13 protein-coding genes are annotated in these 12,267 nt (G+C 62.0%); 8 read left to right on the plus strand and 5 right to left on the minus strand.

Going from position 1 to position 12,267, the window contains the following annotated elements:
• Nucleotides 1-46: 46 nt before the first annotated feature.
• On the minus strand, nucleotides 47-409 hold the full coding sequence (locus tag RX331_RS13990; RefSeq protein WP_317257107.1) for a DUF427 domain-containing protein: 363 nt from the start codon (nucleotides 407-409) through the stop codon (nucleotides 47-49).
• Nucleotides 410-593: 184 nt separating this feature from the next.
• Here RX331_RS13990 and RX331_RS13995 point away from each other — a divergent pair, with 184 nt between their 5' ends.
• Both RX331_RS13995 and RX331_RS14000 read left to right on the plus strand, forming a co-directional pair.
• Complete coding sequence (locus tag RX331_RS13995; RefSeq protein WP_074815459.1) at nucleotides 594-830, plus strand: BolA family protein; 237 nt, start codon at nucleotides 594-596, stop codon at nucleotides 828-830.
• A 28-nt stretch (nucleotides 831-858) separates the two neighbouring features.
• A complete protein-coding gene (locus RX331_RS14000) occupies nucleotides 859-2,037 on the plus strand; it encodes a low temperature requirement protein A (protein ID WP_317257108.1) in 1,179 nt (392 codons plus the stop codon).
• 34 nt (nucleotides 2,038-2,071) lie between these two features.
• Here RX331_RS14000 and RX331_RS14005 read toward each other — a convergent pair whose 3' ends face one another.
• Entirely contained in the window at nucleotides 2,072-2,203 is a 132-nt protein-coding gene (locus RX331_RS14005) for a hypothetical protein (protein ID WP_317257109.1), read from the minus strand.
• Nucleotides 2,204-2,585: 382 nt separating this feature from the next.
• On the opposite strand from RX331_RS14005, the gene RX331_RS14010 reads away from it, so the two are divergent.
• On the plus strand, nucleotides 2,586-2,885 hold the full coding sequence (locus RX331_RS14010) for a hypothetical protein (RefSeq protein ID WP_317257110.1): 300 nt from the start codon (nucleotides 2,586-2,588) through the stop codon (nucleotides 2,883-2,885).
• 23 nt (nucleotides 2,886-2,908) lie between these two features.
• On the opposite strand, the gene egtD is transcribed toward RX331_RS14010, so the two are convergent.
• Nucleotides 2,909-3,877, minus strand: a complete 969-nt coding sequence (gene egtD / locus RX331_RS14015; protein WP_317257111.1) for an L-histidine N(alpha)-methyltransferase — start codon at nucleotides 3,875-3,877, stop codon at nucleotides 2,909-2,911.
• A 48-nt stretch (nucleotides 3,878-3,925) separates the two neighbouring features.
• A complete protein-coding gene (gene egtB, locus RX331_RS14020; RefSeq protein ID WP_410708197.1) occupies nucleotides 3,926-5,179 on the minus strand; it encodes an ergothioneine biosynthesis protein EgtB in 1,254 nt (417 codons plus the stop codon).
• 297 nt (nucleotides 5,180-5,476) lie between these two features.
• Between egtB and grxD the strand changes: the two genes are divergently transcribed.
• The 4 genes from grxD to RX331_RS14040 are packed head-to-tail and all read left to right on the plus strand — an operon-like array spanning nucleotide 5,477 to nucleotide 8,973.
• A complete protein-coding gene (gene grxD, locus RX331_RS14025; protein ID WP_283033879.1) occupies nucleotides 5,477-5,815 on the plus strand; it encodes a Grx4 family monothiol glutaredoxin in 339 nt (112 codons plus the stop codon).
• Nucleotides 5,812-6,363, plus strand: a complete 552-nt coding sequence (locus RX331_RS14030; RefSeq protein WP_317258121.1) for an O-acetyl-ADP-ribose deacetylase — start codon at nucleotides 5,812-5,814, stop codon at nucleotides 6,361-6,363. Before grxD ends, RX331_RS14030 begins: the two co-directional genes overlap by 4 nt.
• A 47-nt stretch (nucleotides 6,364-6,410) precedes the next feature.
• On the plus strand, nucleotides 6,411-7,691 hold the full coding sequence (locus tag RX331_RS14035; RefSeq protein WP_317257113.1) for a serine hydrolase domain-containing protein: 1,281 nt from the start codon (nucleotides 6,411-6,413) through the stop codon (nucleotides 7,689-7,691).
• Nucleotides 7,672-8,973 (plus strand): serine hydrolase domain-containing protein, encoded by a 1,302-nt coding sequence (locus tag RX331_RS14040; RefSeq protein WP_317257114.1) that lies wholly within the window; start codon nucleotides 7,672-7,674, stop codon nucleotides 8,971-8,973. Before RX331_RS14035 ends, RX331_RS14040 begins: the two co-directional genes overlap by 20 nt.
• 11 nt (nucleotides 8,974-8,984) lie before the next feature.
• Here the strand turns inward: RX331_RS14040 and RX331_RS14045 are convergent, their stop codons facing one another.
• Nucleotides 8,985-10,466, minus strand: coding sequence for a GH1 family beta-glucosidase (locus tag RX331_RS14045; protein ID WP_317257115.1), 1,482 nt, complete (start codon nucleotides 10,464-10,466; stop codon nucleotides 8,985-8,987).
• Nucleotides 10,467-10,633: 167 nt separating this feature from the next.
• Between RX331_RS14045 and RX331_RS14050 the strand changes: the two genes are divergently transcribed.
• Nucleotides 10,634-12,262: a beta-(1-6) glucans synthase gene (locus tag RX331_RS14050; RefSeq protein ID WP_317257116.1), complete on the plus strand. Its 1,629-nt coding sequence runs from the start codon at nucleotides 10,634-10,636 to the stop codon at nucleotides 12,260-12,262.
• Nucleotides 12,263-12,267 lie beyond the last annotated feature (5 nt).

Consider the following 12,267-nt stretch of genomic DNA (forward strand, 5'->3'; position numbering starts at 1 on the left):
GCACCTGAGGTCTGGCACTTCGCGCCATCCCGGAATGACATCGGGCTTACGACGCCACTTCCTCGATCGTCACCTTGTCCGGGTAGAACGCCAGGTGCCCGGCGATCTCGGCCATGGCCGGGAAGGGCGTCTCATAGGTCCAGATCGAATTTTCGATGCGCCGGCCATTGGCATTGATGCTGAAATAGTTGGCGTCCCCCTTGTAGGGGCAGTGCGTGGTCCGCTCGGTGCGGGCCAAGAGCGCCATATTGGCGTCCTCGCGCGGCAGATATTGCACTGCCGGATAGCTGGCTTCCTTCAGCGTCAGGGCATGGGTGGTGTCGGCGACGACGACGCCGTCGACCGAGACCCTGATGCGCCGCGGGTTTGCCGTGATCGTGATCGGATGGTCGGGGCCGGGCAATTTCATGATTCTGGGCCTCTTTTTTGGTCAGCCCGACGTGATCGGGCGGGCGGGATGTCGCGGTGTCAAAGCGGTCGGGGCGGAATATAGTGGCGCCAGGCGTGACCTAGAAGAGCGTACGCGCTAGGTTTGGCTGTCACAGCCGCGCGAGCCGGCCGTGATTCGAAGCACCTGACGGAGACATGCTGGAATGCCGATGGACGCCCACGATATCGAATCGATGATCAAGGCAGCGATCCCTGATGCCGAGGTGACGATCCGCGATCTCGCAGGCGACGGCGACCACTACGCCGCGACCGTGATCTCGGAATCCTTCCGCGGCAAGTCGCGCGTGCAGCAGCACCAGATCGTCTATCAGTCGCTCAAGGGCCAGATGGGCGGCGTGCTGCACGCACTCGCATTGCAGACCGGAGTGCCGGGAGGTTAGTCCCCGATCCGGCGAGGCGGGGGCACCGATGACGGATAATCCACACGGCGCGATGTTTCGCGTGATCGTGCCGCATCAGCACAGCCGCGTCACCTACGCGGAGCTGTTTTTCGACCTCGTCTTCGTCTTCGCGATTACCCAGATATCGCACACGCTGCTGGCGCATTTCACGCTGCTCGGCGCGCTGCAGGTCACGCTGCTGTTTCTCGCCGTTTGGTGGGTCTGGGTTTTCACCTCTTGGATCACCAACTGGCTCGATCCGGAAAAGACCCCGGTCCGGCTGCTGCTGTTTGCGATGATGCTGGGCGGGCTGGTGCTGTCAACGTCGATCCCGAAGGCGTTTGACGAGCGCGGCCTCTGGTTCGCCCTTGCCTATGCGACGATGCAGGTCGGCAAGACGATCTTCCTGTGGCTGTCGACGCCGGCCTCGCGCCCGCGGACCAGGATGAACGCCATCCGGATCGCGGCCTGGCTTTCGACGTCGGCCATCTTCTGGATCACCGGCGGCATCGCCGAAGGCCAGTCGCGATTGGTGCTATGGGCCATCGCGCTCGTCATCGAATATATCTCGCCGGCGGTGCGGTTCTGGATTCCCCGCTTCGGGGCGTCCTCGGTCGCGGACTGGATGATCGAAGGCGGCCACATGGCCGAGCGCTGCGCACTGTTCATCATCATCGCGCTCGGCGAATCCATCGTCGTGACCGGTGCGACCTTTGCCGAACTCACCTGGACCAGCGAAAACGTTCCGGCGTTCGTCTCGGCTTTGGTCGGCAGCATCGCGATGTGGTGGATCTATTTCCATATCGGCGCCGAGGCCGGCTCCGAGGAGCTTTCAAAATCCAGCGAGCCGGGCAGGCTGGCGCGGCTTGCCTATACCTACCTGCATATGCCGATCGTGGCGGGCATCGTCGTCGCGGCGGTGGCGGACGAACTGGTGCTGAAGCACCCGGGCGGCCATTCCGATCTGAAGACGGTGACGAGCGCGATCGGCGGTCCCTTGCTGTTCCTGTTCGGGACCATGCTGTTCAAGCACAGCTTTCCCGGTTTCCTCCAACTCTCGCACGGGATTGGTATTATCGCGCTCTGCGTGCTCGCATGGTTCGCCAGCGAGATGTCGCCGCTGATACTGTCGATCCTGACCACTGCGATCATGATCATCGTCGCGGCATGGGAAACGATATCGCTGCGACCCGGCCACGCCAAATAGCCGCTTCAATCCAGTCTCTTCAGTCTGGCGTTGGTTAGTCGAGCCTTGGCCGCATCATCGGCATCGGTGGCGACGCGTTGGGCTGATCGACGACGTTTCTGAGCACGAGCGTTGAGAGCTGGACGACGAGTGCCCGAAGCCGTGCATTTTCCTCGATGAGCGCCATCCGCTCGGTGTCCGCACCATCATCCCAGTCGCTGTCCGTATCGTTATGAGACCGCGATCCGGCACATGGCCCGTGGCTGCTCGACGCTGGATACGCATTCCCCATGACTGACATCCCTTGAAACGAACTCGCCCCATGCTGCCTGAAAAGATACGGCTGAGTCCGCGTCAAAAATTGGACCTTTCGGAGGGCAAACGAGAGCGTAGATGGACCCTTTTGCGGGCGGGGCTATAAAGATGAACACTTGTTAAGAAGTTTGGTTATAGTGCGTTCCGGCAAAGGTGCGGGGACGCGCGGCGGCGTAGGCACCTTTACCAACAAACCTTGACCAGCGCGATCAACTCAGTGCCCACGGGGGTGCCGTGGCCGGGAATACGCGCCTATGAAACAGAGTGAAGCAAGAGTACGCATCATCCAGGAGTGGGACCGCTGGATTTTGACGCAAGCGATCGAGCCGGACGGGCCCACTGGAAAAGACTCGCTGAAATTCTACCACGAACTGCAGGACACCGGATCATCGCTGCTCGACTTCCAGTCGCGCGGGCAGGACAAGTGGCGGATCATTCACGCCTGGCTCCTCGGCGCGGACCGCTTGTCCGACGACTGGATATCGGTCGCGCCGCGGATCGCACCCACGCGCCGGATGCGACCCGATCGCCGGCGATCGTTCTGCAAGACGTGAACGGTAGAGTGAGCGGCGGCACCTCAGTCCGACGCCATCAGCGCGTGGACCGAGAACATCTGCTCACGGTCGGTCCAGGATTCCCGCACCGACCAGCCCGACTCGCGTGCCAACGCGGTGAACCGCTCGAAGCTGTATTTGTAGCTCGACTCGGTGTGGATGCTCTCGCCGGGGCGGAATGAAAAATTCCGTCCCAGGATCCGCACGGTCTGCGCCTTTTTGGCAATCAGGTGCATCTCGATGCGGTGCCGCTCGCGATTGTAGACCGAGCGGTGCATGAAGGCGGAAACGTCGAAGTTGCCACCGAGCTCGCGGTTGATGCGAACCAGGACGTTGAGATTGAATTTCGCGGTGACGCCGGCCGCGTCGTTATAGGCGTCATACAGCACGCGCTCGTTCTTCTCGAGATCGACGCCGATGATCATCTGCGCATCCTTGCCCAGGATGTCGCGCGCGCTGCGCAGGAAGGCGCGCGCTTCATGCGGCTCGAAATTGCCGAGCGTCGACCCGGGAAAGAAGCCGACCTTGGGCGTCCCTTCGATCTCGGCGGGCAAGCTGAACGGCGCGGTGAAATCGGCGGCGACCGGATAGACGCCGAGATCGGGGAAATCCTTGCGCAAGCCGCCGGCCTGCGCGCTCAGGAAGTCGCCGGAAATGTCGACCGGGACGTAGGCGCTGAACTTACAGCGCTCGAGCAACAGGCGAACCTTGGTGGTGGCGCCGGCGCCGAATTCCACCAGCGCAGCGCCCTTCGGAATGATGGCGGCGATCTCGTCGCCGCGGCTGCGCAGAATGCCGAGCTCGGTACGCGTCGGATAATACTCCGGCAGCACCGTGATCTGCTCGAACAGCTCGGAGCCGGCCACGTCGTAAAAATATTTCGGCGACAGGCGTTTTGGAAATTTCGACAGGTTCTCGATCACGTCGCCGGCGAAGGCGGAGGTTTGCTCATCAAATTGCGTTTGGGCCAAAGCGGCGGCGTGCACATTCATGGTACTCTCCTGAACGCGCTTTCCGGCGCGCTTTTATGGTCGGAAACATCAGGTGTAGTCGGCGAGGCGCAACCCCGTGAACTGCCAGCGATGGAAGGGATAGAAGAAGTTACGGTAGGTGATACGGCTATGGCCGGCAGGAGTTGCAAGCGAGGAGCCGCGCAGCACCAACTGGTTGACCATGAACTTGCCGTTATATTCCCCGAGCGCGCCCTCGATGGCGCGGTAGCCGGGGTAGGGCGAATAAGAACTGCGGGTCCACTGCCAGACGATGCCGAAGGCATCGTTGAGCTGGCCGGCGCGGGCGGCGACTTCCCATTCCATTTCGGTCGGCAGATGGCGGCCGGCCCAGCGCGCAAACGCGTCCGCCTCGTAATAACTGACGTGGCACACCGGAGCTGCGGGGTCGACCGGCTGCAGACCACCGAGCGTCATGATCTTCCACTCGCCGCCAACCTGCCGCCAATGGCCGGGCGCCTGCCAGCCCTCATTGGTCGCCGCCGCAAAGCCGTCCATCAGCCAGAGCGTCGCCGTGCCGTAGCCGCCGTCCTTCATGAAGGCGAGCCATTCGGCATTGGTGACGAGGTTGCGGGCGAGCCTGACCGGGCCGACAAGGGCGCGGTGCGCGGGCTTCTCATTGTCGAAGTGGAAGCTGTCGTCGGCATGTCCGACGGTGTGGATACCCTCGTTGAGGGTGATCCACTCATCGCCACCGCGATCCGATGCCGGGAAGCGCCAGGACGGATTATAGGCCGGCGGGATCGGGTTCTGGGCAAAGGCGTGCAGGATGTCGGTCAGCATCAGTTCCTGGTGCTGCTGCTCGTGGTTGAGGCCGGTCTCGACCAGCGGGACCAATTTGGCGAGGCGCTCCTCGCCGGCGCCCTGGAAGAACTTCACCACGGCGGCATCGACATGCCGGCGATAGGCGGTGACCTCATCGGCGCTCGGGCGGGTCAAATGGCCGCGCGCGTGACGGGCGTGCCGCGGGCCGGCGCTGACATAATAGGAATTGAATAGAAACGCGTAATCAGGGTGGAAGGGCTGGTAACCCTCGCAATGCTCGCCGAGCAAGAATTGTTCGAAGAACCAGGTGGTGTGGGCGCGGTGCCATTTGGCCGGGCTGGCATCCGGCATCGACTGGATAAGCTGGTCCTCGGGGCTCAGAGGGGCGCAGCGCCGCTCGGTCTCGCCGCGGACGGCGAGATAGGCCTCCACCAATTTCTGGGCGAGGGTGCCTGAATCGGAGAAAAGTGACGGGGCGGATGGCGCGTACTCGGCGGCTACAGGTTTCGTCACGGGCATCTCCGGTCAGGGGGAGAGAACGTTAGGCCGTTTAACTGGTTCCCGGCGGGCAGTCCGTCCTAAATAGGGGCTATGTTCCGGGAAAAAAGCCTTCCGCCGCTATGAGATTAATGCCCTCAGACTATGGGGCATGGCTGCCCGGGTATGCGGAGCCGGCCGGCGCATGCCAGCTCTTCGCCATTTTACTTTGGATGAACAACGGTTTGCGCTACATATAGGCGAAGTAACCGGGTTACATGGACGAGCCGGCCCACGGGTGAAGCCAAGAGGGGCTGTGCGCCCTAAAAGGAAGCGAATATGAGCATCGAGCAATTCATCGACAACGAAGTGAAGTCGAACGACGTCGTGCTGTTCATGAAGGGGACGCCGCAGTTTCCGCAGTGCGGTTTTTCCGGTCAGGTCGTGCAGATCCTCGACCATGTCGGCGTCGGCTATAAGGGCCTGAACGTCCTGGAATCCGCCGAGCTTCGCAACGGCATCAAGGAATATTCCAACTGGCCGACCATCCCGCAGCTCTACGTCAAGGGCGAGTTCATCGGGGGCTGCGACATCGTCCGCGAGATGTTCCAGGCCGGTGAATTGCAGCAGATGTTCGCCGATAAAGGCGTCACCCTCAACGCGGCGGCCTCCGCCTGAGCGCATCAGCGCGCCAGGTCGGCCAGGCGCGGCTCGAAGTCATCGTTGCCGACATCACCACATTGCGCGTTGACGCCATCGTCAACGCGGCAAATTCGTCGCTCCTGGGCGGGGGTGGCGTCGATGGTGCGATCCACGATGCAGCCGGGCCCGAGCTGTTGGCCGAATGCCGGACGCTGAACGGTTGCGAGACCGGCGACGCCAAGATCACCAAAGGTTACGGGCTCCCTGCGCGACATGTGATCCATGCCGTCGGACCGATCTGGTACGGTGGTACGCGCAATGAGGATGCGCTGCTCGCATCGTGCTATCGTCGCAGTATCGAGCTTTGCCAGGCGCATCGCCTTGTTTCGATCGCCTTTCCAGCCATCTCCACCGGTGTGTTCCGCTTTCCGGCGGACAGGGCCGCCGGAATTGCCGTCAAGACGGTGGTCGATGCCCTGGCCTCAGCGCCCCACCTGATGCGCGTGGTTTTCTGCTGCTTTTCCAGGCCGAGCGGCGAATTGCATCAGGATGTTCTGGAGGCCTTCGGCAGCCCTTGTCCCTGATCACGCCTCCGTTACACTCCCTCCTGAATTCCGGGGAGAGGGGTCCAATGAATTCACGCCAAATCCTGCGCGCGCTGGCCACCGGCGCGCTGTTGCTCGCGGCATCGCCTGTCTGCGCCGAAGGCACATTCGATATTCCAGCGGGCGCGCATTTCAATCAGGAAAAGCTCGCCAAGATCACCGCATTCTTCAAGAACGAGGTGGAGACGGGCAAGATCGCCGGCGCGAACGTCCTGATCCAGCAGCATGGCAAGGCGGTCTATCACGAAACCTTCGGCGTGCAGGACGTGGTGTCGAAAGCGCCGATCACGGACAAGACCATCTTCCGCTTGTCGTCGCTGACCAAGGCGATCACCTCCGTTGTCGGGATGCAGTTGGTCCAGGACGGCAAGTTCAAGCTCGACGATCCCGTCTCGAAATACATTCCCTCCTTCGCGAATATGAAGGTCGGCGTGGAGAAGAAGGCCGAGGACGGCACCAAGACGCTTGAGCTCGTGCCGCTGGAGCGGCCGATCACGGTCCTCGACCTTTTCCGCCATACCTCGGGCATCACCTACGGCTTCTATGGCGACAGCCTGGTGCGCAAGGCTTACAAGGAGGCCAACCTCTATGCTGGCGAATTCGACCTCGCCGAATTCGCCGAGCGCATCGCCAAGCTGCCGCTGCACAACCAGCCGGGCGCGCTCTGGCAATACGGACACTCCACCGACATCCTGGCGCGGATCATGGAGATCGTGTCCGGCAAATCGCTGCTTGAGATCGAGAAGGAAAGGCTGCTCGATCCCCTCGGCATGGTCGATACGAACTTCTTCGTGACGGAGCCGGAGAGGCTGCAACGGCTCGCCCAGCCGCTGCCGAACGACAGCGATTTCCGTGTCGGCCGCCTCTACCGGACCGAGGTCCGGCAGAAATGGGAATCCGCCAGCGGCGGCATGGTTTCGACCATGTCGGATTTTTCTAAATTTGCGCAGATGCTGCTCAATGGCGGAGCCTTTGACGGCAAGACCTATCTCAGCCCGAAGACGTTCGAGCTGATGGCCTCGGATCATGCCGGCAAGGACTCCGGAGTTGCGCGGGATTATTTCTATTTTCCGGGTGATGGTTTTGGTATGGGACTCGGGCTTGCCGTACGCACCGATCCCGGCAACGCCAAACCGCCACCGCCGGGATCGCTGGGTGAGCTAAAATGGGACGGCGCCAGCGGATGCTATATGGTCATCGACCGCAAGCAGGACCTGTTCTTCGTCGTGCTCGAACAGACGCCGACGGAGCGGCAGCGTGTCCAGCGGACCCTGAAGCAGTTGGTCTATGAAGCGCTGGAGAAATAATGGCGCCATCGGGCACGGCTTGGTCGCGGCGGCGCTCGCAATGGTTTTTCTCGGCAGCTCACCCCATGCGTTGGGAAGCGAGAAGACGCCAGACGCGTCAACATTCTCACGGGCAGCCCTTGACCGTATTGGCGATTACGTTCGCAACGAGATCTCGACCGGTAAGATTCCCGGCGCAGTTCTGCTGATCCAGCAGCATGGCAAGTTGGTGGATCTTGAATGTTTCGGTGTGCGCGATCCTGCCTCCAAGCAGCCGATGACGCCGGATAGCATTTTCCAAATCTATTCGATGTCAAAGGCGGTCACTTCGGTCGCAGCGATGATGCTCGTGGAAGACGGCAAACTGTCCCTCGATGATCCAGTGTCGAAGTACATTCACTCCTTTGCCGATGCAAAGGTCGGCGTCGATCTTTCCGATGAAGCAGGAAAGTATCCGCTCAAGCTCGAACCGCTCAAGCGTCCCATCACGATTCGGGACCTGCTGCGGCACACCTCGGGTATTACCTACGGCTTCTTCGGCGAAACCCAGGTGCAGAAACTTTATGCCGATCCTAAGCTCTACGCCGGCGACTACGACAATGCCGAATTCGCCGACCGGATCGCTTCACTGCCGCTCGCCGATCAGCCGGGGGTGCGCTGGAACTATAGCCATTCCACAGACGTGCTTGGTCGTGTCGTTGAGGTGGCTTCAGGGCAGTCGCTGTTTCAATTCGAAAAGCAGAGATTGTTCGATCCGCTCGGCATGTCCGAGACCGCGTACTATGTTGCGGACAAAGCCAAATGGCCGAGGATCGCCCAGGCGTATCCCGTTGATCGTTTTCGCGTGGCCGGCATCAAGGATGCGACGGAGGCGCGGCGCTGGGAATCCGGCGGTGCCGGCCTGGTCTCGACGGCTGGCGACTACGCCCGCTTCCTGCAGATGCTGCTGAACGGCGGCGAACTGGACGGCAAGCGTTATCTCAAGCCCGAAACGGTCGCACTGATGACGTCGGATCAGATCGGCCCGGAGACCGGGATCATTCATGACCCCTTCTACTTTCCGGGACCGGGCAGCGGCTTTGGCCTCGGCTTTGCGATACGTACCGCGCCCCCGCCGAATACGACGTGGCCGCTCGGAGAATACCGGTGGGACGGGGCGGGGGGCAGCTTCTATTTCGTCGATCCCGTGGATGACCTGCTCGTTGTCTTCATGGTGCAGGCCCCGACGCAGGGTGGCCGGATTCAGCTTGCGCTGAAGACGATCATGTACGAGGCGCTGGGCAAAGGTCTGCGCAAGGACTGACCGGCACGCGTCTAGACTACCGCGTTGCGCGCGATCGTCTCGCGATAGAATGACGCGCTCAGCTTCGGCGTGCGGCGCTTGGTCTCGAAATCGACGTGATAGATGCCGAAGCGCTGCTCATATCCGTCCGACCATTCGAAATTGTCCATCAGGCTCCACAGGAAATAGCCTGTTACGGGCAGCCCCTCGGACGTCGCGCGTTGCAACTGCGTCAGATAATTGCGCAGGTACATGATGCGATCGACGTCGTAGATGGTGCCGTCCGCCGCCGGCTTGTCGCTTCCCGAGGTGCCGTTCTCGGTGATGTAGATCGACTTCACGTTCCACAATTTGGCGACATGCCGCGGCACCCAATAGATCGCCTCCGGTCCGGGCCGCAGCCAGTCCGCCTTCATATGCGGGAACGAGGCGGGGAAGGGCGCCAGCGTGAAGCCGCGAGAGTTGTCGGCGGCGATGACGTAGTGGTCGGGCGTATAGACATTCAGCCCGACGAAATCGATCGGCGATGAAATGACGCGCAAGTCCTCAGGGGTGAATTTCGGCGCGTCGCGGCCGGCCTTTTCCAGATAGGCGTCCGTATATTTTCCCTCCATCATGACCGTCATGTAGCCAGCGTTGAGCTCGCGCGTTGCTTTTTCGGCGGCGCCGATGTTGGCGGGTGTTTCGATGGCCGGGATGCAGCTCACGACATTCTCGGCCGGGCCGACTTTGGTGCCGCTGCGTCCTTGCGCGCGGATGGCCTGGACCGCAAGGCCGTGGGCGAGCGCGACGTGATGGCGGACCTGATTCAGTCCGGATGGCGGCAGCTTGAGGCCCGGCGCATCGCCGCCGAGGCCGTGGCCGAGATGGACGAGCCGGGAGCATTCGTTGATCGTGAAGAAATACTTCACGCGATCGCCGAGCTGCCGGGCGACATAGCCGGCGTAGTCCGCAAATGCGTTCGGCGTCTCGAGCGAGGTCCAGCCGCCGACGCGCTCCTGCATCGCCTGCGGCAGGTCCCAGTGATAGAGCGTCGCAAACGGCTCGATGCCGTTCGCCGACAATTCGTCGATCAGGCGCTTGTAAAAATCGAGGCCCTTTGGATTGGGCGAGCCGGTCCCGTCCGGAAAGACGCGCGGCCATGCAATCGAAAATCGATAGGCCTTCGTCCCCAGCTCCTTCATCAGGTGAATGTCTTCCTTGTAGAGACGGTAATGGTCGGTTGCAGTGTCGCCATTGCTGCCATCTGCGATCGCGCCGGGCGTGTGGGAAAAACGGTCCCAGATCGATGGGCCGCGACCGTCCTCGTTCACGGCGCCCTCGATCTGATAGGCGGAAGTCGCCGTGCCCCACAGAAAACCGTTCGGAAAGCCGGAAGAGGCGGGCATGTTTCGCGCTCCGCTCCGCGCGTCCGATTGAGTCAATCCAGGCGCCGCCGGCAGCATCGACATCCCCAGCGCCGACCAGCCTGCGATCCTGCCGAATTGCCGCCGGGAAAATCTCTTGAACGACATCATTCCAATCGCTATGCCCCGATCAATTTTGAGCAAAACAAGGCAGCGCTCATGCTTTGCGTTTGATGCAATCTACTATCACTTCTTCCGTGATCGAGCGCAACGCGGCCGCATCGGCGGTCGACAGGGCTGTCATGCGGGGCTAAATAGGCCGATCTACTTACGCTTTGGGGAGCAGGACAATCGGCATCCGCACGCCGCTGGCGCTTTTGATTCTATCGCTGAGCATCGTCGTTGCGGTGTGGTGGTGGCTCGCCACTCCCGTCGCGCTGACGCGTGCGCCGATCGACGATGCGGCGAAGCTGGAATGCGTTTCCTACGCGCCGTTCCGCAACGAGCAGACCCCGCATGATCCGACGCTCATCGTCCGTCCCGAGCAGATCTCGGAGGATTTGCGCGAGCTCGCGAAGGTTTCCAAGTGCATCCGCACCTATTCGATCGACAACGGCCTCGACAAGGTGCCCGAGCTGGCGTCGAGGGCGGGATTGAAGGTCCTGCTCGGCATATGGCTCGGCCGCGACCGCGCCAAGAACGCAGAGCTCTGCGACATCGCGGTCGCGCTGGCAAAGGATCATCCCACCACGGTGGCGGCGATCATCGTCGGCAGCGAAGTGCTGCTGCGCGGCGACATGACGGTGGGCGACCTTCGCCAGACCATCCAGTCGGTGAAGCCGCGCGTCAGTGTGCCGGTGACCTATGCCGATGTCTGGGAGTTCTGGCTGCGGTACCGGGAAGTCGGCGCCGATGTCGATTTCGTCACCGCGCATTTCCTGCCCTATTGGGAGGACGTTCCGCCGCGTGCCGAAGACGCGGCCGCGCATGTCGATGACATCAGAAAGCAGGTGGTGGCGGCCTTTCCCGGCAAGGAGATCCTGATCGGGGAGACTGGCTGGCCGAGCTTTGGGCGGATGCGCGACGGTGCGCTGGCTTCCCGCGTCAACCAGGCGCGATTCATTTCCCAGATTCTCGAGCGCGCGAGGCGGGACAATTTCCGCGTCAATCTGTTCGAGGCTTATGACGAGCCGTGGAAGCGCCGCTGGGAAGGCACCGTCGGCGGCTATTGGGGACTGTTCGACGGGACCGAGCGCAAGCTGAAATATCTGGCCGGCGTCGCCATCAGCAACTACCCCTTTTGGAAGCTACAGATGGCGGGCGGGCTGCTGCTTTGCATCTGCATATTCGCTGTCGCCATGTTCGCACCGAAGAAGCAGCCGTCGCCGCCGCGCTTGGCGTCATGGATCGCGGTCGCCGTATCCGCCATCGTCGGCGGGACATTGCTCGGGATCAGCGTCGACAAGATGCTCCTCGAAAGCTACGGGCTCGGCGGCTGGCTGATCCAGGGTTTCATGCTGATGGCGGCCGTGACGGCGCCGCTGCTTTCGACCCACGCGCTGATGTCGGGGCGGCCGCTGCCGTCGTTCCTCGAAGTGTTGGGGCCACCCAAGGGCCTCACTCCGCTGTTCATGACCAACATGCTGGGCATCACGCTGATCGTGACGACGCTCATTGCGGGCGAGACCGCGCTCAGCCTGATCTTCGACGCGCGCTGGCGCGATTTCCCGTTCGCCGCCTTGACCATGGCCGTGGTGCCGTTCTGGACGCTGGCCTTCCTCAACGGTTCGAAATCCGGCGAGCGGCCGCTTTCGGAAGCCGTATTTGCCGGACTGTTCGCGCTTTCCGCTCTGTATGTCGTGCTCAACGAGGGCTTTGAGAACTGGCAGGCGCTGTGGACCGGTGCCGCCTATCTCTTGCTCGGCAGCGCGCTGTGGCGAGGGCGCACGCCGGCCACAGCCTGAATTCG

The organism is Bradyrhizobium sp. BWA-3-5 (assembly GCF_032917985.1).
Lineage (GTDB): Bacteria > Pseudomonadota > Alphaproteobacteria > Rhizobiales > Xanthobacteraceae > Bradyrhizobium.

Bases quoted from the DNA above. Each gene is read 5' to 3' on its own strand.
- RX331_RS13990 (WP_317257107.1), bottom strand. From the start codon at position 409: ATGAAATTGCCCGGCCCCGACCATCCGATCACGATCACGGCAAACCCG.
- RX331_RS13995 (WP_074815459.1), top strand. From the start codon at position 594: ATGCCGATGGACGCCCACGATATCGAATCGATGATCAAGGCAGCGATC.
- RX331_RS14000 (WP_317257108.1), top strand. From the start codon at position 859: ATGACGGATAATCCACACGGCGCGATGTTTCGCGTGATCGTGCCGCAT.
- RX331_RS14005 (WP_317257109.1), bottom strand. From the start codon at position 2,203: ATGGCGCTCATCGAGGAAAATGCACGGCTTCGGGCACTCGTCGTCCAG.
- RX331_RS14010 (WP_317257110.1), top strand. From the start codon at position 2,586: ATGAAACAGAGTGAAGCAAGAGTACGCATCATCCAGGAGTGGGACCGC.
- egtD (WP_317257111.1), bottom strand. From the start codon at position 3,877: ATGAATGTGCACGCCGCCGCTTTGGCCCAAACGCAATTTGATGAGCAA.
- egtB (WP_410708197.1), bottom strand. From the start codon at position 5,179: ATGCCCGTGACGAAACCTGTAGCCGCCGAGTACGCGCCATCCGCCCCG.
- grxD (WP_283033879.1), top strand. From the start codon at position 5,477: ATGAGCATCGAGCAATTCATCGACAACGAAGTGAAGTCGAACGACGTC.
- RX331_RS14035 (WP_317257113.1), top strand. From the start codon at position 6,411: ATGAATTCACGCCAAATCCTGCGCGCGCTGGCCACCGGCGCGCTGTTG.
- RX331_RS14040 (WP_317257114.1), top strand. From the start codon at position 7,672: ATGAAGCGCTGGAGAAATAATGGCGCCATCGGGCACGGCTTGGTCGCG.
- RX331_RS14045 (WP_317257115.1), bottom strand. From the start codon at position 10,466: ATGTCGTTCAAGAGATTTTCCCGGCGGCAATTCGGCAGGATCGCAGGC.